The following is a 20,970-nucleotide window of genomic DNA, read 5'->3' as shown; positions in this document are numbered from 1 at the left end:
GCTCACTGCTGCAGAGTTTCCAGCCACAGATCCTGCATCTCGATATCCAGATCCGCATCCGGTGCAGGATATAGCTGTGTCAGCGCCAAATAGTCAGGCTGCTGATCCCAGCGCAGGATGTCTTTCTGCGCATCGGTCAGAACGTCTCCGGCCTTGGCATTTGCGGGCATTCCCCAAAAGCACGAAGACGTCGCCAAACGAGCCTGCCCTTCCGGGCTGGTGATATATTTGATGAACTCAACCGCCAGATCTGGGTTACTGGCCCCTTCAACCACGCCGATGGATTGTGCCCAGCGAACCGCGCCTTCCTTGGGGATGGTCCATGTCAGTTCCGGCTGTTCCGAGGCCAGCACGGCCGTCAGCCACTCACCCCCACCGACAACGATATCCACCTCGCCTGTCGCCAGCGCCGTTTGCGCCGCAACCACCCCCGCGACCGAGGCCGCTCGGCTTCGCATGGTTGACAGCACACCATCGATCTTTGCCAAATCTCCCGGGCCAATCGCATCCGTTGCAATGCCTTCGGCAATAGCAGCCAGCCCCATCACGGGCAGGTAGTAGTCATAGATCGAAATCCGCCCGTCATACTTCTCGGACCAGACACTGGTCAGGCTTTCCATATCCGCGGGATCGACCTTGGCCGAGTTGTATGAGATCGCGTTGTAGCCAAATTTCTCGGTCACGGCATAGGTCACGCCGTCGACTGAGTTGTTTTCGGCCATGACCACTTCGGGGAAGTAATCCGCAGTCGAGATCGCGCCCTCGGGCAGCGGGGCCAGAACACCGGCTTCGACTGCGCGGAACACGTCGATCCCGTCCACCACAAGCACATCCCAGTCGCCGGGTCTGGATTGCTCCAGCAATGCCAGCGCCGCGCCGGTTCCTTCGTATTCGCGAAGGTTGACCTTGACGTTATGTTCCGCCTCAAACGGCGCGATCAGTTCGGGATCAGTATGGTCGCACCACACCAACGCATTCAATTCGCCCTCGGCCCAGGCAGTGCCAGCCATCAAGGCCAGCGTCGACGCGCCAAGGATTTTACGTCCGGTTTGCATTCGTTCATCTCCTGTTGATTACGGATTGCCCGGTTTTTGTGTGGGTCTGTCCGAAAAAACTTGAACAGCCTCATCTTTTAAGTCAACTCTAAATTTGGATTTGTGTTACACGAGGTCGTTTTTCCACATGGCAGGATTACGAGAGCGGCAAAAAGCAGCGCGCGAGCGTCGCATTCTGGAAGCCGCATCCGCGAAATTCCGGTCACACGGCTATCGGTCGGTGAAAATCGAAGATCTGGCAGAAATGGCCGAAGTGTCGGTCGGCACGGTCTACAACTATTATGAGACCAAGGGCGACATTCTGATTGCCACCGTCGCCATGGAGGTCGAAGAAGTCATCGCCGCAGGCGCGCCGATTCTGGCCAACCCACCACAGCGCGTAGACGACGCGCTTCTGGCGTTGATTTATCAATATTACGATCACTCGCTCGAGTACCTATCCAAGGAAATGTGGCGCGCGGCGATTGCCCATTCCATCGAACACCCCAACACACCAAGTGGTCGGCGTTACGCGGAACAGGATCGTCGGCTTGCAGCACAGGTGACCGAATTGATCAGGGTTCTGCAGGGCCGGAAGCTGGTGCGCCAAAACCTAATCGCCACAGACCTGGGCACACTAATATTTGGCGCATTAAATCAGGCGTTCATTGAATTCGTCAAACAAGATGACATCACACTCGTTCAGCTCAGAACTCAAATCGCGGCACAGATCGCACCTGTCGCGTCTCTCATGTCAGGAGATGCCCCAGTGACAAATCAATAGGGTTTTTTCGCAAATTTCTTTGAAGGCAACGCAGGTTGAGCAGGAGAATCAATTTTCCTGCATCCTGTGTGAACTGCTGTAACGGGCGGAGTCTGTGCGTGAATTGACCATTGCTGATCTAGCGAAAGATTTGCATCCCAGCATTAGTCAGATCCGGCGACCACAGGGTCAGCGACGGCACAAAGTTCAGTCGGTGACTTCAGCCAGATGTTCAGTCTTTGGCAGCAAAATCAGACAAAACCAGTGTTTTCTCAAACGGCGTTTTCGCTTGCCTCGTTTAATACCGCCTGCGCTGTAACATCATCAATGACCAAAGTGCTGATATGGCCCCCATTTAGTGCAGCACGTACCGGTTCAGCCTTATCGATACCGGAGGCAACACCAATGCGGATCGGAACTAATTTGGCGTCCTTCAGCGGCAGGCTGACAAGTCTGGAGTTAAGCGCGGTGCTGCACAGCTCACCTTCGCAATCGACCAAGTGCCCAAGCAGTTCCGCCCTGACCCCGCTATCGTAGAGCTGCGACCGGTCCTCTTCGGACAGGGGGTGCGCTTTGTAATAAGTCGCATCCTCTTCGGTTACAGCTCCCAGTCCCAAGAGAGAGACATTTGCGTTCCGCGCTTGGGTGAGCACATCGCTCACTGCACGCACTGACAGCAGAACATCTCGTTCGTCCTGCGTATCAGCATGTAAGGGCGCGTGGATCAGGGTTGCCGAACCTCCCAAACCGTCGGCGATACGGGTCGCGATGTGGTTCACATCGGTATAATGCTGGCCTTGCACCCCTCCGGTCATTGGCACCACGACATTCGACGCTGCTCCGCCCGGCTTCAAATGGTCCGCGACGGCGCTGAGCGTTTTGCCGCCAGATATTGCCAAAACGTCGGTGGGTCCAAGAATATGCTGCAGATGCTGCGCCGCCGATTTTCCGACCTGATCCAGCGTGATTTCAGCGTTTTCGGTTACGGTGTTGACCACAAGGCAAGCGGACAGCGGCCAGCGCTCCTTCATCTGGCGTTCCAGCTCGAAAAGACGTTGGAACGGGCTGTGGATGCGAAATTCGACCATGCCCATCTCGCGGCCCTGCTTGATCAGCCGGTTCACCTTGGCCGTCGACAATTTCAAGCTGTTGGCAATGTCAGCCTGAAGCAGCCCCTCTTGAAAATGCAGGGTCAGGACACGGGCGATCAGGCGCAGCGTGTCGGGATCGGGTCCGGATGCGTTCAATTTTCACTGTCCCTTCTGCTCACCAAATGGTTCGATGCCGCCGCCAGCAACAACGCGGTGCCAACGACCAGAGTTTGGAAATAGGCGGGCACCAGTGTCAACATGCCCACAGTCAAAGACATGATGATCAGCGCCCCGATAAAGGATTTCAGAACCCGCCCTTCGCCGCCGCTGAAGGCTGTACCACCCAACAGAACCACAAGTATAGCGGTTAGTTCCATCCCGTCGCCCGACAGTGGGTCGCCCAGCGACATAAAGCTGGACCGCGCAATGCCCGCCAGCGCCGCACAAACCCCGACCAGCACATAAAGCAGGATCACCGTCCGCGCCGTATTGATACCTGACAATTTCGCAGCCGTCGGATTGCCCCCGGTTGCAGCGGCGTATTTGCCCAGTTTCATCCGATCCTGCGCGATGATCATTGCAATCGTAACCAGTATGGCCACCCAAAAGGCCCACGGCAGACCAAACAGCACACCATCTCGTCCATAATCGTTGAGCCAACTGGGCATTTTCAGGTCGCCGCCGGATTTGATCGCCGAAACACCATCCTCAACCAGCAACAATGCGATGCCTTTATAAAGGCTTAGGGTGATCAGCGTGGCGATGACTGGCGTGATCTTTAATTGGATCACAAGAAACCCGTTAATAGCCCCCAGCAGAACGCCCAATACAACGGTCGCAACAAAAGCCGGCAGGAAAGGTACCCCGTTGATTACGAGCATAGCATAGACAACCGCGCTCAGGCTCATGGCGCTGCCCACGGACAAGTCGATATAGCCCGAGATCATCAACAACGTGAACGCCCCGGCCAGCGTCAGGATCGGTGCCGAAATACGCAGGATGTTGATGATATTGCGCTCACTCAGGAAGTTGCCACGCTCGAACAGGGGAAACTTGTCCAGATTGGCGGTGCTTAGAACAACCACAACAAGGATCAGGACCAGATAGATGTAATAGTCCTTGAGGAACCGTTTTACACGATCGCCAGAACTGGGGTTTTGGGTCAGATCGGTCATTATGCATGTCTCCGGGCCAGAGCCCAAGTCTGAGCCATGATTGCGATGAACACCGCGATGGCCTTGAGGGTGAATTGCCAGTCAGGCGAAAGAACCAACCCGGTAGCCGCAGACGTCACGGTCGCCAATATGATTGCTCCAAAGAACATCCCGATCACTGACCCGAACCCGCCTGCAATTGCGACGCCACCCAACAGCGAGATGACCAGCGCGTCAAACTCCATCAGCATGCCACGGTTTGAGAACCCGGATTTGAATTCCGAGGCCAGCAAAATGCCAACAGCTCCGGCCATGGCCGCGCTGAACAGATACAGCTTGATGACATGCCGCGCGTTATCGACCCCCGAAAGCCGCGATGCGACAGGGTTGGCTCCGATCAGATAGGTCAACCGGCCAAACACCGTCTTGCGTTCTACAAAAACGGCCACAAGGATCAGGACCGTCATAAGCACAACCGGCAGTTTGATCGAAGTGCCGAACATGGTCATGTTCCCCAGCACACCGAAATCTGACGGCAGGTTTGTGTTACGTTGCGAGCCTTGCGTGACCACCTGCGCGATCCCCCGCGCCAGCATCATCGTGCCCAGCGTGACGATGATTGACGGCACCCGCAGCGCGACAACAAATACCGCATTGATTGCCCCGATCAGCATTGCGCCGATCAGGGCGCAGACCATCGCCAGCCAAGTCGGCATTCCCCAGCCCGAGGACAAAGCGTTCGCACCTTCGGTCGACTGCGCAAACCACACGGCCAAAACACCCGACAGTGCGACGATGCCTCCGACTGACAGGTCAAAGTTCCCCGAAACCAACAAGAACGTCACACCGACCCCGAGTGAGATCACCGCCCAGTTGTTTGTCACCAGGTTCACAACGTTCTGAAACTGAAAGAAATTCGGCACCAGAATGGAGGCTAATAGGAACAACGCCACCGCAGCTCCGGCGACAAGCGACGTGATGAACATCTCATCACTTAACCTGTTGTCCCGTGCGGCCAGCCTGCGGCCCGCAATTGCTTGGTCGGTCATGGCTTCTTTCCGCCTCCGCCGGTTACGACATTCAGAATCTGAGGAATATCGACCTCTGCTTCGTTTTGGATTTCAGCTTCAACCCGCCCGTCATACATCAGGAACACCCGGTCGCAGATGCCCAACACCTCTTCCAGTTCGGATGAAAAGATACAGATCGCGCGACCATTATTGGCCAGATCGCGGATCAGATCATAAATCTCGGACTTTGCCCCGACGTCGACGCCGCGTGTTGGTTCGTCCAGCAGCAGCATATCTGCATCCGCGAACAGGCACTTGGACAAAACGACCTTCTGTTGGTTCCCACCCGAAAGCTTTTCGGCGTACTTCTCAATCGAATTGGTCGCGATCCCCAGTTTACCGACATATTCCCGGGCAACTTCCTTTTCGCGTTCATCCTTAAACACACCGAAACTGGCAAGCTTGCGGATGTTCATGATCGGAATGTTGCGCCGGATCGTCAGTTCCGTGAACAGACCTTGCGTGCGCCGCTCTTCGGGGACCAGAGCAATCCCTGCCGCGATGGCCTCTTTCGGCGAGGAGGGACGTTTTCGGCCTAGAAAATCAATCTGCCCGTCCGCTTTGTCGGCCCCGTATATGGCGCGCGCCACTTCGGTCTTGCCCGCGCCAACGAGGCCATAAAAACCAACGATTTCGCCTTCATTCACATGAAATGAAACGTCCTTCAGAAGGTGATTGCTAAGCCCTTTGACCGTCAGCACCGGTTTGTCGGCAATTTCACCACGCGGTTCGTAGTCATGGGTGATCGCGCGCCCCACCATCATCTCTATCAACTCGGGCCGGCCGTTCACGTCCGCCAGAGGTTTGGTGGCGATGTGCTTGCCGTCACGCATGATGGTGACGTTGTCGCCCAGCTCAAAAATCTCATCCAGCTTGTGCGAGATATAGATGACCGTCACGTCCGAGTCCCGAAGCCTGCGGATTACTCCGAACAGGCGCTCGACCTCGCGTTCTGACAAGGCGGCGGTGGGTTCATCCATGATGATAATACTGGCCCCTGATGAGGCCGCGCGGGCAATCTCGACAATCTGTTTCTGCGCCACACTCAGCGATGAAACGCGCGCACTGGGGTCGATCATCGGTTCAATTGCCGCGAGTGTTTTAGTCACCCGCTCCTCTAGATCGGACTTGACCAGGAAACCAAGCCGACTGGCCTCCATCCCGAGGGTCAGGTTTTCCAAGACAGTCAGTTGATCAACAACGTGCAGTTCCTGAAACAGCGTGCCAATACCGCTTTCGCGTGCATCCTGCGTGCTGCTGGGCGCATGATCACGACCCAGAATGGCCATTGATCCGCTTGTCGGGGCAAGCGCGCCTGTCAGCATCTTGACGATAGTTGACTTCCCCGCCCCATTCTCGCCGACCAGGCAATGCACCGTATTCCGGTCAATATCGAACGACACGGTGTCCACGGCGCGTACACCGGGGTAGTCCTTGGTCAGATCCCTGACGGACAGAGCTTTTTCCTGTGCATTGTCGGCAAAGGCAGTCTGCACGATCATTCCCTTTATTTTCGCAAGACAACAGTGGCAGCGAACTGGTCGCTTCCATGGGCCAAGCTTATCTGATTTTGAATAGGTTGCTACCAACGCCGGCCTCAGTAGGGAGGACGCGGTTACGACGTTGGCAGCAATTAAAGAACCAACCGGGCTGATCAGGTCAAAAGTCGGGTATTAGGCCTGATCGCAACGATAGGTTCGTCAGGGTCGGTTAGCCGCCGAACTGGTCCTTAAGCCACTGTTCTGCCTCATCTTTCGGCATCGACCAGTAAGATACAGTGTAGGCCTTATAGAAGAACTCTTCCGCTGTGTCTGAGGTTGGTGCGACCTTGCCATCCAGAACATCCATGATCAGGTCGATGCGGCCTTGTGCGGTTTCAACCGGCGGCAGGCCCATCGAGACTTTCAGACTGGAATTCGGATCATAGACCTGCTCGAATTCGACCGAGTCAAAATCGACGCTTGCCACGATTTCAGTCAGCGGTTTGCCGTTGTCGAACTTGCCACGACCCAGTTGCGCCAGGCCGGCCATAGTACCGACGGTCAGGTTAGAGGCTTCGGAATAGATCAAGTTCACCTCGGGCCGTTGGGTCAGCAGGTCGACAATGATCTGCTTGGCCGCTTCCTGACCCTTGCTGGAATCCAGCGCGCCCAGGTTTTCAGCGTCAGGATCAACCGAAAGCACACCTTCAGCAAAAGGCGCTGTCCGACCCGAGTTTACCTCGGTGTGGTTCGGCCAACCCAGTTGCACCATGACGATCGACTTGTCAGGATGTGCCTCTTTCCACGCTTTGGCCATCTGTGCGCCCATTTCGAACGACACTGCGGCTTCATCGCTGCGTGCGGTCGGGATGCCCGTGTCGGTGATCGGGCTGAAGAACGAGGTCATGACAATATCGTCGGCCAACGCGTCTTCGACGCCGGGCGTCGCGGCCTCAGCATCCCAGATGTGCAGAGTGGCTGCATCAAAACCGCCGGCGGCGATCTGGTCGACATTTTGAGTCATGACAGCAGAATCTGCCTGGCCGTCAAAGACCACAACCTCTGCACCATATTTTTCTTTTGCATAGCGCTCGGCCTCGGCCGCCTGAGATTGGTGAAATACGTTCGACAAGTCGGACACAAAGAATGCGATCCGCTTCCCATCATCAGCAAAAGCCCCGGCCCCACCAACAAAAGTCAGTGTCGTGGCCAGCAGACCCGCCTTGAGTACATTCCTCCGCTGCATTTTCATCTCTTCCCTTTTTGTTTCCTCCAGAGCGCGGCTGATCTGAAACAATAGGCATCAGAGCCGCAATTCCAGCCCGAACCTCTCCTCAGGAATCGATGCTGAAATATATTACAGTATATGTTATTATTATCATTTTGCTTGCCTAGTCAACTGTTTTTGGCGCCCGATAAGCTTAAGAAATTTGTGGATCCGCTATTGCAATATTCTCATAAATAATTGAAAATAAACACATAAAGTTCATTCTCTTTAGAAGGGCGTTACAGCACAGACGTATCCTGGTCAGCACAATGGTGACCGAAAAGAAAAATGCTCTGAATCACTGTTAGATTTTGGTGAAAAGAATCCCGCCGAGCTTACAGCTTCGCCAGCTTCTGAACGGAAATTCGCGCTTTTCCCTTCACGATTTCTTTGAACCGGACCATGTGCGGCATGCGCCCGTGACTGGTAATCGCCTCACCCCCGGACCAAATCTCGTGGATCAGAAATTCGGTCTTTTTGTCGGGTGATAAGAACACATCATAGCCCCGGTTACCTGCCTCTTGACGACTGGCATTTGCGAGATCTTCGATTGCGGTGCGCACCACTTCTGACTGGCCTTCTTCCGGCTCGATGCGCGCGATGATCACAATCTCCGACATGTCTCAGGCCCTGTTGCGGATCATGTCGGCCGCTTTCTCAGCGATCATAACAACAGGAGATGCAGTGTTGCCCGAAACGATTTTCGGCATGATTGACGCATCAACAACCCGAATCCCCCCAAGGCCATGCACTCTGAGATCCGTACCCACTACCGCCGATGCATCAGACCCCATCTTACATGTCCCGACTGGGTGGAAGATCGTGGTGGCAATGTCACCAACACCTTTCACAAGATCCTCTTCGGTTTCCATGGCTGGACCCGGCAGAACTTCCTCGGGCTGATAAGGCTTGAGGGCATTCGCCGTCATGATCATCCGCGCCTGGCGCACTGATTTCGCGGCAACACGCTTGTCATTGTCCGTGGACAGATAATTCAAACGGATATCGGGCTGGTCCGAGGTATCCGCTCCCTGAATATGGCAGGTTCCAATACTCTCAGGGCGCAGATTGCAGACCGAAACGGTAATGGCCGGAAACGGATGCAACGGATCGCCCAGTTTGTCAGTGGACAAGGGTTGAACGTGATACTCCAGATCCGGCGTCGCCAGATCTGGGTTGGATTTGGTGAACATCCCGAATTGACTGGGTGCCATGGACATCGGCCCCGATTGCGTTAACCCGTATTGCAGAGCGATCTTCGCCTTGCCGACCAACGAGTTAGCCATCGTATTCAGCGTTTTCGCGTTCTGTACTTTGAACACGGTGCGGATTTGCAGATGATCCTGAAGGTTCTCACCCACGCCTGTGCTTTCGTGATGCACAGCAATGCCATGTTCGGCCAACACATCACCTCGGCCAACACCCGAGAGTTCCAGAATTTTGGGAGAGTTGATCGCCCCGGCGGCCAGCAAAACCTCGGCCCCTGCGAAGGCATCATAGCGAACGCCTTTTTTCTGAAAGCAAACGCCTGTCACTCGCTTACCGTCGAACAACAACGTCTGTGTTTCTGCATGAGTCATTACGCGCAGGTTCGGGCGTTTCATCGCCGGGCGCAGAAAACCTTTCGCTGTATTCCAGCGCACGCCTTTGCGTTGGTTGACCTCGAAGAACCCGGTGCCTTCGTTACTGCCATCGTTGAAATCCGCGCGTGGTTGAATGCCAAATTCCTTGGCCCCTTCCTGCACAGCCTTCAGGATATCCCATTCCAAACGCTGCTTTGAAACCTTCCACTCACCTCCTGAGCGGTGCATCTCACTGTCGCCCGCATGGTGATCCTCGGACTTCAGAAAATAGGGCAGCACGTCGTCCCATCCCCAACCGGCATTGCCCAGTTGACGCCAATGATCGTAGTCCGCCGCCTGCCCCCGCATATAAATCATGCCATTGACCGAGGTGCAGCCGCCCAGAACCTTGCCGCGCGGATAGACCAGGGAACGCCCGTTTAGCCCCGGCTCAGCAGCGGTTTTCATCATCCAGTCAGTGCGCGGATTGCCAATACAATAGAGGTAGCCAACGGGGACATGGACCCAGTGGTAATTGTCCGATCCGCCCGCCTCTAGCAGTAAAACCCGCGTCTTGGGGTCTTCAGTCAGGCGGTTTGCCAGAACACAGCCCGCCGTGCCTGCACCGACGATAATATAGTCGTATTCGCCATCAAGTTTCCGGGCGTGTGTCATGAAATTCTGGTCTTTCTGGTTAGAATGCGACGACAAGTTTGCCGATCATGCGACCGGTTTCGATGAGCGCGTGAGCCTCTTTCAGCGTTTCCGCTGACAAGCCGTTCAGTGTTTTTTGTTCGGTCGTTCGGATGATCCCGTCATCGACCATACTGGCAACACGAGCCAAAATCTGCCCCTGCCGAGCCATATCTGCCGTTCCAAACAGCGAACGGGTGAACATCAGTTCCCACATCAGAGCAGCGGACTTGCCCTGCAATGCCGAGATATCCAGCTTTTCCGACGTTTCGACAATGGTTCCAATGCGGCCCTGCGGCGCGATCAGTTCACACATGGCATCCCAATGCTGTGCGGTGTCGGCGTATTGCGTGATGTAGTCCACGGTTTCATGCCCTGCGGCCTGCACCTCGGCGATCAGATCGCGATGGTTAACCACCTGATGCGCACCCATGTCCTTGCACCAATCGACCGTTTCAGGGCGAGATGCAGTGGCGATCAGATTCAATCCAGTCAGCCTACGTGCAAGTTGCAGGGTAATCGAACCCACCCCTCCGGCCCCGCCGATAACCAGCAGGCTGGCCGGCGTTTCATTTGTGGGAACTTGCAATCGGTCAAACAGTATTTCCCACGCGGTCAGCGACACCAAGGGCAAAGAGGCCGCCGCGGCGGGGCCCATCGACTTCGGAGCAAGTGATGTGATGCGATGATCGACCGCCTGCAACTCAGCATAAGACCCTGGGCGATCGGCATCGCCAGCATACCACACCCGGTCACCTTTGGTGAATCCTGTAACGTCGGGGCCCATATCAAGCACAATACCTACGGCGTCATATCCCAGAATGAACGGCTCGGCATGGTCCTGCTCGGCTGCTGTTCGGATGCGGCGCTTGGCATCTGCGGGATTGACCGAGATTGCCTCGACCTCGACCAGCAGATCGTTGGGTCGAAGAACCGGCTCTGGCAGGTCGACATCCATCAAGCTGTCAGGCGCGTCAATTGGAAGTGATTTCAGAAATCCCACGGCTTTCATGCTGATTACCTTTCGGTTGAAGTTTGAGCGCTGTCCCAAAACCCGCGCATGGCTTCGATAAGCGCAAGGTACTGCGCGTAGCGGTTATCGTAATGGGCTTTCATGTCCGCATTCGACTGGAACTCGGCCTTGCGGCGGGTCATCTGACCGATGGCCTCTTCGTAGGAGCCGTACGCGCCCGTTGCCACCGACACACCAATCGCCGCACCCAAAGCACCAGTTTCCTGCGCTTCGGCCACATAGATCGGTACACCAAGGCAATCGGCGAACATCTGCGGCCAGACAGGGCTGCGCGAGCCACCGCCAGACAGAACCGCCTGATCAAAGCTGACGCCTGCGGTTTTCAGAACCTCGATATGGCGGCGGTGCTCGAACAAAACACCCTCGAACAAGGCGCGCAACATGTGGCTTTCACCGTGCCAGCCCGCAACACCATAAAACCCGCCCCGGAACGACGCCCCCTGCCCCGAACCATAAAGGAACGGATGGAAGAACGGGTCATCCGCCGCAGGGGTGACCTCGGCCACCTTGTCATTGCAGAACCCAAAAGGATCGTCGTGATGCGCGCCGCGTTCGACGAATTCACGCACATACCATTCAAGATTGGCGGCCGACGTCGCGCTGGCCTCGATGTTCACGAACCGGTTGGGGCCAAAGCCCGACACCATGAACAGATCATCGTTGACGGCAGGTTTGTCCGAAAACACCTGATTGATGCTCCAGGTTCCTGCTATGATCGACGCCTCGCCCGCACGCACGACGCCCGAGCCCATTGCGCTGGAGACCACATCGAAATAGCCCCCAATCACCGGTGTGCCTTCGGCCAGGCCGGTTGCTGCGGCGGCCTCGGCGCTGACGGTTCCGGCGATATCCGCCGGGTCGATCAAGCGCGGGAGCATCTCGCGCGCGTCTTCCAAACCGTAAAGCGCCAACAGTGTGTCGTCATAGGTGCAGTCCGGCATCCGGGTCAGACCACTGCCCGACATGTCCGATATCTCGCTGACCTGCTCATCTGTCAGCTTGTAGGTAATGAAATCCTTGCACAGAAGCACAGTGCCGGTCTGTACATAAATCTCGAGCTGGTGGCGTTTGATCCAAGCCAGCAGAACCGGGGTTTGCGACGGCCACGGTTTTTGCAAACACAGCGCGTGCAGAGCATCCCCTGCGGCTTCGGACAATTCCTCGGCCAGACCGGCAGCGCGCGTGTCAAGCGACTGGATGCCGACAAGCGGTTCACCCGCCTTGTCCAGCAGGTACAGCCCGTTGCCATGCCCGGCACAACCGACGCCAATAATCTGATCCGACGTGACCCCGGCCTTGTCGATGCAACCAGAGATCACCTGCCGTGCATTGGCCCAAAGCTCATTCAGGTCACGCTCCACATGTCCCGGTTGCGGGGTCGAAGACTGACCGTCCAGCGCCTGCATCGCCACGGGCTGCCCGTTTAGGTCGAAGAGCACGGCCTTGATGACCGTATTCCCCGCATCCAGGCCCAATATGTATTGGTTGTTAGCCACGGTTATAGATATCCCACGCTTCTTCGCCGCTGGCCTTATCATGGATCATCGCCATCAATGCTGCCACAACCGCCTTGGGATTGTCGTGCTGATAGATGTTGCGGCCATAAACCATCCCTTGCGCACCCTGCGCGATCAGTGCCGCCGATTTCATCAACACGTTCTTCAGTTCTTCCTTACCACCGCCGCGCACCAGAACGGGCACGCGCGCAGCCTCAATCACGCGGTGGAAGTCCTCGGGGTTTTCGGTTGGGTCTGCCTTGATGATATCAGCCCCCATTTCCGAGGCCAGTCGCACCAACGTCACGATCTTCTCGGCGTCACCATCCACCTGATAACCACCGCGCACTTCATTGGGCAGCATGACCAGAGGTTCGATCATCAACGGCATACCGTATTTGTGACAGGCCGCGCGCACCTTGCTGATGTTCTCGACGCACTGACGAAACAGTTCAGGCTCGTCCGGCAGCATGAACAGGTTGACGACAACGGCGGCGGCGTCCATTTCCAGTGCGCCGATAATCGGCTCGTCTGCGTTTTGCAGCATCGACCACATCACCCGGTGGCGCTGATCGTTATAGGGGTTGCCCATGTCGATCCGCATCACCAGCGCGGGCTTGTCCTTTTCGGGGCGCGATTGCAGCAGGTCGGCTTGCCCATAGGCACACTGAATGGCATCCGGCTTGGCCCCAATCAGCGTGTCCATGACACCCGCCATATCCTCAAGCCCGACCATAAAGCTGGGCTCATTGCAGACCCCGTGGTCGATCGCCACGTCCAGACATCCGCCATTGGTAAACATCCGGTTCATTCGGGCTTTGGTACTTACACGCATTCTGTTCTCCGTTCCTTGTTTCGTGCGGTCAGAGTTTCGGCGGACACGCCGTAATACTCGGACAATTCATGTATAAGCGTTTGGGTCTGATCAGTGATTTCCTGCGGGCTGATACCGCGTTCGGCGGCCACAAGAGTTCCCAACTGGCCCAGCAGCGCATCCGAAATCTGCCCTGTGATCGCCAAAGCGGTCCGGCGCAGGACGATATCAGACAGGGTTTCGACAAATTCCGTGCGCAGCAGCCAAATAATCTCGGCCTCGGTATAAGGGCAGCCAGCCAACAGTGGCGTATCCTTAACCGATTGGCAGAACTGTCCCACATCGTCGGCGTGCGTGCCGTAATGTTCCATCAGGTGCAGCGCGCGGTCGGGCGAAATGTGAAAGTCCTCGACCAGCCTGTTTTGCAGCGTTTTCGCATCATCGGGAAACTGTGCTCCGCCCCCGATAGGCAATCCAAGGGTCGACGTCTTACGCGGTTTTTCAAGCGCGGCCAGAACCTTATCCGTGGTCTGTTCACCAAATGCGCGGAAGGTCGTCCATTTACCACCAACCATGCAGAACTGCGGCACCGATCCGTCCAGCCGCGTCGTGTAATGACCACGCGAAATCCGACCGGTGAAATCCTGATCACTGTGCGGCAGCGGGCGGATCCCGCTATAGCTGAACACAACCTGTTCGGCAGCGATCTGAATCTCAGGAAATACCAACCGCAGTGAACCGAGAATATAGTCGAACTCTTCCGGCTCACATCGCACGCGCGTTGCTTTGTCGACGCGAATATCGGTTGAACCCGCCAGCACCTTTCCCTGATAGGGAAACACGATACAGACCCGCCCGTCGGTATTTTCGAAATAGACCATATGACCGCCAAGCGCCTGCAACAGTGCCGGGTTGTCGATGATCAGGTGCGAACCCTTGGTGCCCGAGACCATCTGCTGACTGGCTTCGCCGCCCAGGCTGCGGACTGTATCATCCAGCCAGGCACCAGTGGCATTCACGATCACCTTGGGCTGAACTGGCAATTGCTGACCGCTGCGCCGGTCTGTCACAGCATAATCTTCACCGTCCCGCGTCATTTCGGCATAGTTCAAAGCTATGCAATCAGGCGCGGCGATCTGCACATCGCGGATCATTTCGACACACAGACGTTCTGGATGCGTGATCTGCGCGTCATAATACACGGCTGATCGAGTGGCCTTGGGCGTTAGCTCAGGCCAGTCGCTGCGCGTTCGCCCTGCGCTGTTGAAATGATGCTTTGGCAGGATACGCCGCTTGCGCGTCACCCAATCATACAGCGACAACCCCAGCTTGATCGGCATCGCACCACGACTAGAGGGTTTGCCCTGCCAACCGACAAAACTGGCCACCGCGTTTAACATACCCGAAAACACCGAAGTGATCGGAATGACCGTCGGCAAAGGCCGCACCATATGAGGAGCGTTCAACAGCAGTGCATCGCGTTCGCGCAGCGACTCCTGCACCAGATCGAATTCGCCATTCTCTAGGTAACGCAATCCACCATGGATCATCCGCGACGGCGCGGCGCTGCACCCCGAGGCAAAGTCGTTGCGCTCAACCAGCAAGACCCGCAGCCCCTGCAAGGCCAAATCCCGATAAACTCCAATCCCGTTTATGCCCCCGCCGATAACCACGGCGTCAAAAACAGCGTTCTCGTGCAGCTTTGTCAGGCATTGTTGTCTTTGTTCTGACATGGTGGTCCTGTTCGTTGCGGGGGCCTTGGGGTCTTAGCTGTCGAGATCGCTCAGGTGCGCGATAGCTTGCGCACTGATGTCAGCGGTTTCAGCTTCGGTCAGGCGCAATTGGCCCGCCTTGGCATTCTCGGCCGCCTGTGCCGCGTCACGCGCGCCGCAAAGCGAGAATGTGATACCGGGTTGTTGCACGGTCCAAGCGATTACCGTCTGCGCCAGCGTCGCGCCATGTGCCTCGGCAATAGGCGCGATGGTCCCCATCAGATTGGCAACCTTCTGGCGATTAGCCATCGAGAAACGCGGATTGTCCTTGCGCTGATCGTCGCCTTCGAACACCCGATCAGGACCGATCTTGCCACTGAGCAACCCTAGCGCCAGCGATGAATAGCTAAGGACCGACACACCATTCTCGCGGCACATAGGCAGCAGCGTGCCTTCGATGTCGCGCTTGACCATCGAGTATTCTTCCTGAATGGCGTCCAACTGACCGGAGGCGACATAAGCCTTGACCTCATCGACCGAAGTATTGCTGGCCCCGATAGAGCGGATTTTGCCCTGCTGTTTCAGGGTCTCTAACGCCTTCATCGTTTCAGCGATGGGGGTGGTAGGGTCCTGCCAATGGGTGATGTAGTGGTCGATGTAATCGGTACCCAGTCGGGTCAGGCTTTTCTCGACCTCATAGATAATCGCGTCCTTGCCCAGATAGCGATGCACCGGCTTGCCGTCATAGTCGAAGAAATGGTTGCCCTTCTGCGTATGCCAAACCAACCCGCATTTGGTGGCCAGCACCACCTTGTCGCGGCGCCCTTTCAATGCCTTGCCAACAATATCTTCGGCTACGCCCTGCCCATAGGCAGGGGCCGTGTCGATCAACGTAATCCCCGCATCGACCGAGGCCTGGATTGCGGCGATGGATTTCGCCTCATCCGTTCCGCCCCACATCCACCCGCCGATGGCCCAGGTTCCAAGACCGACCACAGAGGCCTCGATACCAGAGTTTCCGATTTCCCGCGTCAACATTTCATGCGACATTTCGTGCTCCTTCCATTTCCCGTAAGACTGCAGTCGCTGTGCTCTCGTCCAAGATCAGCGAATTGAGAAACTTTCCGTTCAGTACCGCCTTGATCGGCAGCACTTTCTGCGCTCCTGCGGTCACCCCGATCACCCGCTTGCAATGCGCAAGATCGTTTGGCGACACCGAGACCAGCCGCGAGTTCAGCGCATAGTTCGAGACCGAGCCGTCGATATGGATCAGGTGGGCCAGAAACTCTCCGATCACGCCCATGCCCATCAGCATCTTACGATCTGCTTCGGGCACTGGGTGAAGGTCGTAGTAGCTGGAGCCTTCCGGCTCGATTGACCCAACCCCTACAAGCGCTACATTGGCGTGGCGGGCCAGATCCAGCACCTCGCGGATCGAAGAGACCTGTTCCAACATGTCCCGCTGATCGCGGCTCTCCGCAAATAGCGGCGCATGCAACAACATTGTCTTGCCGCCCAACCGCTCTGCCATCTGCGTCGCCAAGTGATTCACATCTGTATAGTATTTGCCCTGAATGCCGCCGGTCAGGGGCACTACAGTAACATCGACTGCGCGTTCGACCTCCAACGCTTCGACCGTGGCGCTGACGGCTTTTCCGCCAGTGATCGCAATAACATCACCTTCGCTAAGGTTTTCGATCAAATGGTTGGCAGCGGCCCGCCCGACTTGTTGCAGAGTTGTTTCTTCGCTACCCGCAACCGAAGGGGTGACGATGGCCTCAGACAGGCCCGACGACTTTGTCAAATCCCGTTCGATATCCATCAGTGTCTCGAACGGGCTTTCAATGTCGATCTTGACCATGCCCATCTTGCGGCCCTGTGTGATCAGACGGTTGACCTTCGAGTTCGACAGGTTCAGCGCCCGCGCGATATCGGCCTGTTTCTGGCCTTCCAGATAGTGCAGGACCAGAACGGTGTGGATCTGCCGGATCAGCTCAAAGTCTTTCTTCTTGTCGACCATCACCCTCGCCTTTTGTTCAGGTAATGGTCGATGGTCACTGCCGCCAACAGGATCGAGCCGCGGATGATGTCCTGCCAGTAGACCGACACATCCAGCAGCGCCAAGGAACTGGAGACCAACGACAAAAGGATCACGCCCAGGATTGCGCCAAGGATTGACCCCGACCCGCCATTCAGGCTGGCCCCGCCAATGACGGCGGCGGCAATGATGGTCAGCTCCAGCCCCAGCCCGAAGGTCGGTTGGGCCGAGCCGAACCGCGCCATGTAGATAATGCCTGCAATGCCACACAGAGTTGAACAGAGCGTGGTGGTCAGGAAGATCACCTTTTTGGTGCGGATACCCGAATAGGCGGCGGCCTTTTCGTTGCTGCCAGTGTAGAACACTTTGCGGAACATAGTCGTGCGCCGCAGCATGAAGTCAAAGGCGATCACGAAGACCAGAAAAATGACGATCACGATCGGGATCTGCCCGATGGTGCCCTGCCCGATGAACTTGAACTCGGGAGGTAGGGTATAAAGGCCCAGCGGACGCCCTCCAGTGAACAGCAGGCATGCGCCCCGCGCGATCACCATGATCGCCAGCGATACGATGAAATGGTGAAGCCCTACGCGCGTCACGAAGAACCCCATGAACGCGCCAATACCCGTACAGAGTGCAATTGCCATGGCCGAGGCCACCCATGGGTTTACTCCACTCAGAAACAGCCAGCCCGCGATCACCATGGCCAGTGCCGTGACCGAGCCCACCGAAAGGTCAATGCCTCCAGATATCAGCAGGATCGTCATCCCGATCACCAGCAAGCCATCCACCGCAAAGGCCATCGACATTGCCCGCATATTAGCCCAGGTCAGAAAATACGGTGAGGCAAAGGACATGATCAGGAACAACGCCAGAATGATCACGATCAATCCGGTTTCGCGCATCCGAAACAGCCGTTTCAGAAACGGCATATTGTCGGCCGCATCCGCTTGGGCCAGATTTACGGTGTTGTCCATTTTCGCTTCTCCACTCATGCGACTGATGCCTGCGCGTCCGTGACCGAGGCCAGATGCATGATGTTTTCTTCTGTCATTTCATCGCCTGTGACTTGGCCGCTGATACGCCCTTCACGCACCACCAGCACCCGGTCACAGACACCAATCAGTTCGGGCAACTCGGACGAAATCACAACGATCCCGACACCATCGTTTGCCAAGTCTCTCAGGATCTTGTGAATTTCCGATTTCGCGCCCACGTCGACACCTCGGGTCGGCTCATCCAGAAAGATCAGCCGCGGATTGACCGAGAGCATTTTAGCAATTGCCACCTTTTGCTGGTTCCCCCCCGACAGGGACGAAACAGGATCACTCAACGACCTGCATTTCAGGTTCAGCTTACGCCCCAAAGCCTCGGCCTGAGCCTCTTCGGTGCCGGTCCGGATCAATCCGAGCGGCCCTGCCACTTGTTCGACCTTCAAGGCTGACACATTCGACGCAATCGACATATCAAGGAAAACGCCGTCGCCTTTTCGGTCTTCAGACAGGTACACCATTCCCTTGGCGATGCTGTCTTGATAGTTGCGTAGCGCTAACTTTTCACCATTGAGCCAGACATCCCCCGTGACATCCCCCTCAAGCTGGCAAATGCCTTTGACGATCTCGCTTCGTCCGGCACCAATCAATCCCGCGATGCCCAGAATTTCGCCTTTCTTCAGCTCAAAGCTGACGTCCTGAAACCGCGTCGCTTCGGATAGACCCTTAACTTTAAGGACGGTTTCCTCCGAAATCGCGCCTTCGGCGGCTTTATCGAGATACAGGTTGTCGATCACCCGGCCGACCATCGCGTTGACGACATCGCTGGGCTGAATATCTGCTACGTCATTCGTGACAATGTGCTGCCCATCGCGGAACACCGACACACGGTCGCAATTGTCGAAAATTTCGACCATCCGGTGCGAGATGTAGATGATCGAAATTCCCTGATCTGCCAGATTGCGCATGATCCCAAACAGGGTCTGAGCCTCGGTTTCCGTGAGTGCGGCTGTAGGCTCATCCAAAATCAGAATGCGGCAATCCAGCGTTAGGGCCTTGGCAATCTCGACCAGTTGCTGATTCGAGATAGATAGGTTTTTTACCAGAACCGAAGGGTCGATATCGCTGAGTTGGCGAAATACATCCACCGCCTCGCGTTCCAGTTTCTTGTAGTCCATCAGCCACGACCGGCTGACATTCGTGGTGGCCATAAAGATATTCTCGGCCACCGACACATCCGGGCACAGGGCGATTTCCTGATGGACGAAACCAATGCCCAGTTGCTGTGCCATTGTGGGCGACGAGATTTTGACCGCTTTACCGTCCAGCACAATATCCCCGCTGTCCGGTTGCAAAATCCCGTCGATCACATTCATTAGTGTCGACTTGCCCGCGCCATTCTCGCCTGCAATCGCGTGAATCTCACCCTTCTTAAGTTCGAAATTTACCCCTCGCAGCGCCTTGACCGGACCAAAGGACTTGCTGAGGTTTTCGATTTTGAGGATCACATCCCGCATCACGATGTTCATTTCTTGGCTAACTAAGTCTTAGAGTTGAGGACCGCCCACCTTAGAAGACGTCTTTAGGCAGCAAACGGTCCTCGGGGAGAAGCATGTTTCCCGATCAGGCCGGGTCACGGCCTTCCATGTAGACGTTCAGATCAAAGCTGTCGGCATTGTCCTTGGTGATGACCGCAAAGCCATTGTCCATGAACGGGATCTGAACCGGGTTGAATCCACTGGTCTGCCAGTCGTTGAACGGATCAAAGATGTCCGCCCGGTTGGCCAGATGCACCGCCATGAAGCCCATGAAGCCTTGCACACCCTGATTGGGGTTCAGCGACATGTGGATGTTGCCCGCGCGAATATGCTCCAGCGTTGTGGGCGTGACGTCCGCATGCATGATCAGGATGTCCGATTCAGCTTCCAGCTTGGCGGCCACGGCACCTTCAGCAGACCCCGCTTCTGGGATCCAGATTGCCGCGACATTCGGGTTGGCCTGGATGATCGAAGCCGTCGCACGATAAGCCGCGTTGCTGTCCTGATTGGTCGCCTGACGGCCCACCAGTTTCATATTCGGATAGTTGGCCTCCATATACGCGATTAGCGATGTCACGCGCAGGTCATGGTTCGACTGGCCGGGGTTCTCCAGAACCGCATATTCGGCGCTGTCGCCTACCTGCTTGACGATTTCTTCCGCTGCGAATTTTGCCTCGGCATGGTTGTCCGAAGTGATATAGCCGGTCCGCTTGGAATTCGGGCTATCGGCGGCAAAGGTCACGATCTCGGTTCCGTTGCCGATGGCGCGGTCAATCGGCTCGATGAACGGGTCAGACTGCATCGGGTGCAGCAGAATTCCCGCAGGCGATTTCACCAGATCCTGCTCGAACGAGGCGATCTGCTTAGTGATGTCGTAATCCGGGGTTCCCGAGAAAACGGTCTCGCATCCGAAGGCTTCGGCGGCCTGCTTGAAGCCCTGATAGACCGGTACCCAATAGGGGTGACCCGAAACCATGACGTTCATGATATAGGTCTCGCCCGGATCACACATGATGCCCTCGGCCTGTGCCGGAACCGCCGCTACACCAGCAACTGCAATTGCGGCAGATGCAACAAACCCATTGATTTTCTTGTACTTCATAGAACTCCTCCCAAGAGCGTGTCCCTGCACCTGCCTCGTAGTTTTCCTCCATTACGTAGCAAATGCAAGAAATTTCATTAATTGCGTGTTATTGCAGTAAAGTTGTTTTAGAGGTCAGCCAAAACACCCG

18 protein-coding genes are annotated in these 20,970 nt (G+C 56.2%); 1 reads left to right on the top strand and 17 read right to left on the bottom strand.

Going from position 1 to position 20,970, the window contains the following annotated elements; translation table 11 throughout:
* Window positions 1-2: 2 nt before the first annotated feature.
* Complete coding sequence (locus ACT2B1_RS18715; RefSeq protein ID WP_481669146.1) at window positions 3-1,055, bottom strand: extracellular solute-binding protein; 1,053 nt, start codon at window positions 1,053-1,055, stop codon at window positions 3-5.
* A gap of 127 nt (window positions 1,056-1,182) precedes the next feature.
* Between ACT2B1_RS18715 and ACT2B1_RS18710 the strand changes: the two genes are divergently transcribed.
* On the top strand, window positions 1,183-1,818 hold the full coding sequence (locus ACT2B1_RS18710; RefSeq protein ID WP_171124731.1) for a TetR/AcrR family transcriptional regulator: 636 nt from the start codon (window positions 1,183-1,185) through the stop codon (window positions 1,816-1,818).
* Window positions 1,819-2,069: 251 nt separating this feature from the next.
* Here ACT2B1_RS18710 and ACT2B1_RS18705 read toward each other — a convergent pair whose 3' ends face one another.
* From ACT2B1_RS18705 to ACT2B1_RS18630, 16 genes are all read right to left on the bottom strand, one after another.
* Window positions 2,070-3,044: a sugar-binding transcriptional regulator gene (locus tag ACT2B1_RS18705; protein WP_171124733.1), complete on the bottom strand. Its 975-nt coding sequence runs from the start codon at window positions 3,042-3,044 to the stop codon at window positions 2,070-2,072.
* Entirely contained in the window at window positions 3,041-4,063 is a 1,023-nt protein-coding gene (locus tag ACT2B1_RS18700) for an ABC transporter permease (protein WP_481669145.1), read from the bottom strand. The genes ACT2B1_RS18705 and ACT2B1_RS18700 overlap by 4 nt, the downstream gene beginning before the upstream one ends.
* Window positions 4,063-5,091, bottom strand: coding sequence for an ABC transporter permease (locus tag ACT2B1_RS18695; RefSeq protein ID WP_171212761.1), 1,029 nt, complete (start codon window positions 5,089-5,091; stop codon window positions 4,063-4,065). The genes ACT2B1_RS18700 and ACT2B1_RS18695 overlap by 1 nt, the downstream gene beginning before the upstream one ends.
* Window positions 5,088-6,614 (bottom strand): sugar ABC transporter ATP-binding protein, encoded by a 1,527-nt coding sequence (locus tag ACT2B1_RS18690; RefSeq protein WP_481669144.1) that lies wholly within the window; start codon window positions 6,612-6,614, stop codon window positions 5,088-5,090. Before ACT2B1_RS18690 ends, ACT2B1_RS18695 begins: the two co-directional genes overlap by 4 nt.
* A gap of 208 nt (window positions 6,615-6,822) precedes the next feature.
* A complete protein-coding gene (locus ACT2B1_RS18685) occupies window positions 6,823-7,839 on the bottom strand; it encodes a sugar ABC transporter substrate-binding protein (protein ID WP_217351022.1) in 1,017 nt (338 codons plus the stop codon).
* A 356-nt stretch (window positions 7,840-8,195) separates the two neighbouring features.
* Window positions 8,196-8,480: a putative quinol monooxygenase gene (locus tag ACT2B1_RS18680; protein ID WP_171126955.1), complete on the bottom strand. Its 285-nt coding sequence runs from the start codon at window positions 8,478-8,480 to the stop codon at window positions 8,196-8,198.
* A 3-nt stretch (window positions 8,481-8,483) separates the two neighbouring features.
* Window positions 8,484-10,097, bottom strand: coding sequence for a GMC family oxidoreductase (locus ACT2B1_RS18675; protein ID WP_481669143.1), 1,614 nt, complete (start codon window positions 10,095-10,097; stop codon window positions 8,484-8,486).
* Between the two features lie 19 nt (window positions 10,098-10,116).
* Window positions 10,117-11,127 carry a zinc-binding alcohol dehydrogenase family protein gene (locus tag ACT2B1_RS18670; protein ID WP_171124747.1) on the bottom strand — a complete coding sequence of 337 codons (1,011 nt, stop codon included), beginning with the start codon at window positions 11,125-11,127 and terminating at the stop codon, window positions 10,117-10,119.
* Window positions 11,128-11,132: 5 nt separating this feature from the next.
* Window positions 11,133-12,644, bottom strand: coding sequence for an FGGY-family carbohydrate kinase (locus ACT2B1_RS18665; protein WP_481669142.1), 1,512 nt, complete (start codon window positions 12,642-12,644; stop codon window positions 11,133-11,135).
* The gene (locus ACT2B1_RS18660; protein ID WP_171124751.1) at window positions 12,637-13,479 is read right to left on the bottom strand and encodes a class I fructose-bisphosphate aldolase; all 843 of its coding nucleotides are present in this window, start codon (window positions 13,477-13,479) and stop codon (window positions 12,637-12,639) included. The genes ACT2B1_RS18665 and ACT2B1_RS18660 overlap by 8 nt, the downstream gene beginning before the upstream one ends.
* Window positions 13,470-15,191 carry a glycerol-3-phosphate dehydrogenase/oxidase gene (locus ACT2B1_RS18655; RefSeq protein ID WP_171241427.1) on the bottom strand — a complete coding sequence of 574 codons (1,722 nt, stop codon included), beginning with the start codon at window positions 15,189-15,191 and terminating at the stop codon, window positions 13,470-13,472. The genes ACT2B1_RS18660 and ACT2B1_RS18655 overlap by 10 nt, the downstream gene beginning before the upstream one ends.
* A 33-nt stretch (window positions 15,192-15,224) precedes the next feature.
* Window positions 15,225-16,220, bottom strand: a complete 996-nt coding sequence (locus ACT2B1_RS18650) for an aldo/keto reductase (RefSeq protein ID WP_481669141.1) — start codon at window positions 16,218-16,220, stop codon at window positions 15,225-15,227.
* On the bottom strand, window positions 16,210-17,190 hold the full coding sequence (locus ACT2B1_RS18645; RefSeq protein WP_171212756.1) for a sugar-binding transcriptional regulator: 981 nt from the start codon (window positions 17,188-17,190) through the stop codon (window positions 16,210-16,212). Before ACT2B1_RS18645 ends, ACT2B1_RS18650 begins: the two co-directional genes overlap by 11 nt.
* Complete coding sequence (locus ACT2B1_RS18640; protein ID WP_481669253.1) at window positions 17,190-18,140, bottom strand: ABC transporter permease; 951 nt, start codon at window positions 18,138-18,140, stop codon at window positions 17,190-17,192. The genes ACT2B1_RS18645 and ACT2B1_RS18640 overlap by 1 nt, the downstream gene beginning before the upstream one ends.
* A 59-nt stretch (window positions 18,141-18,199) precedes the next feature.
* The gene (locus tag ACT2B1_RS18635) at window positions 18,200-19,717 is read right to left on the bottom strand and encodes a sugar ABC transporter ATP-binding protein (protein WP_481669252.1); all 1,518 of its coding nucleotides are present in this window, start codon (window positions 19,715-19,717) and stop codon (window positions 18,200-18,202) included.
* 106 nt (window positions 19,718-19,823) lie between these two features.
* The gene (locus ACT2B1_RS18630; RefSeq protein WP_171124768.1) at window positions 19,824-20,840 is read right to left on the bottom strand and encodes a substrate-binding domain-containing protein; all 1,017 of its coding nucleotides are present in this window, start codon (window positions 20,838-20,840) and stop codon (window positions 19,824-19,826) included.
* Window positions 20,841-20,970 lie beyond the last annotated feature (130 nt).

The organism is Ruegeria sp. S263 (genome assembly GCF_056780525.1).
This window is presented reverse-complemented; position numbering and strand designations above follow the sequence as displayed.

Bases quoted from the DNA above. Each gene is read 5' to 3' on its own strand.
- ACT2B1_RS18680 (WP_171126955.1), bottom strand. From the start codon at position 8,480: ATGTCGGAGATTGTGATCATCGCGCGCATCGAGCCGGAAGAAGGCCAG.
- ACT2B1_RS18685 (WP_217351022.1), bottom strand. From the start codon at position 7,839: ATGCAGCGGAGGAATGTACTCAAGGCGGGTCTGCTGGCCACGACACTG.
- ACT2B1_RS18690 (WP_481669144.1), bottom strand. From the start codon at position 6,614: ATGATCGTGCAGACTGCCTTTGCCGACAATGCACAGGAAAAAGCTCTG.
- ACT2B1_RS18635 (WP_481669252.1), bottom strand. From the start codon at position 19,717: ATGCGGGATGTGATCCTCAAAATCGAAAACCTCAGCAAGTCCTTTGGT.
- ACT2B1_RS18650 (WP_481669141.1), bottom strand. From the start codon at position 16,220: ATGTCGCATGAAATGTTGACGCGGGAAATCGGAAACTCTGGTATCGAG.
- ACT2B1_RS18655 (WP_171241427.1), bottom strand. From the start codon at position 15,191: ATGTCAGAACAAAGACAACAATGCCTGACAAAGCTGCACGAGAACGCT.
- ACT2B1_RS18645 (WP_171212756.1), bottom strand. From the start codon at position 17,190: ATGGTCGACAAGAAGAAAGACTTTGAGCTGATCCGGCAGATCCACACC.
- ACT2B1_RS18660 (WP_171124751.1), bottom strand. From the start codon at position 13,479: ATGCGTGTAAGTACCAAAGCCCGAATGAACCGGATGTTTACCAATGGC.
- ACT2B1_RS18630 (WP_171124768.1), bottom strand. From the start codon at position 20,840: ATGAAGTACAAGAAAATCAATGGGTTTGTTGCATCTGCCGCAATTGCA.
- ACT2B1_RS18695 (WP_171212761.1), bottom strand. From the start codon at position 5,091: ATGACCGACCAAGCAATTGCGGGCCGCAGGCTGGCCGCACGGGACAAC.
- ACT2B1_RS18640 (WP_481669253.1), bottom strand. From the start codon at position 18,140: ATGCCGTTTCTGAAACGGCTGTTTCGGATGCGCGAAACCGGATTGATC.
- ACT2B1_RS18700 (WP_481669145.1), bottom strand. From the start codon at position 4,063: ATGACCGATCTGACCCAAAACCCCAGTTCTGGCGATCGTGTAAAACGG.
- ACT2B1_RS18675 (WP_481669143.1), bottom strand. From the start codon at position 10,097: ATGACACACGCCCGGAAACTTGATGGCGAATACGACTATATTATCGTC.
- ACT2B1_RS18710 (WP_171124731.1), top strand. From the start codon at position 1,183: ATGGCAGGATTACGAGAGCGGCAAAAAGCAGCGCGCGAGCGTCGCATT.
- ACT2B1_RS18715 (WP_481669146.1), bottom strand. From the start codon at position 1,055: ATGCAAACCGGACGTAAAATCCTTGGCGCGTCGACGCTGGCCTTGATG.
- ACT2B1_RS18670 (WP_171124747.1), bottom strand. From the start codon at position 11,127: ATGAAAGCCGTGGGATTTCTGAAATCACTTCCAATTGACGCGCCTGAC.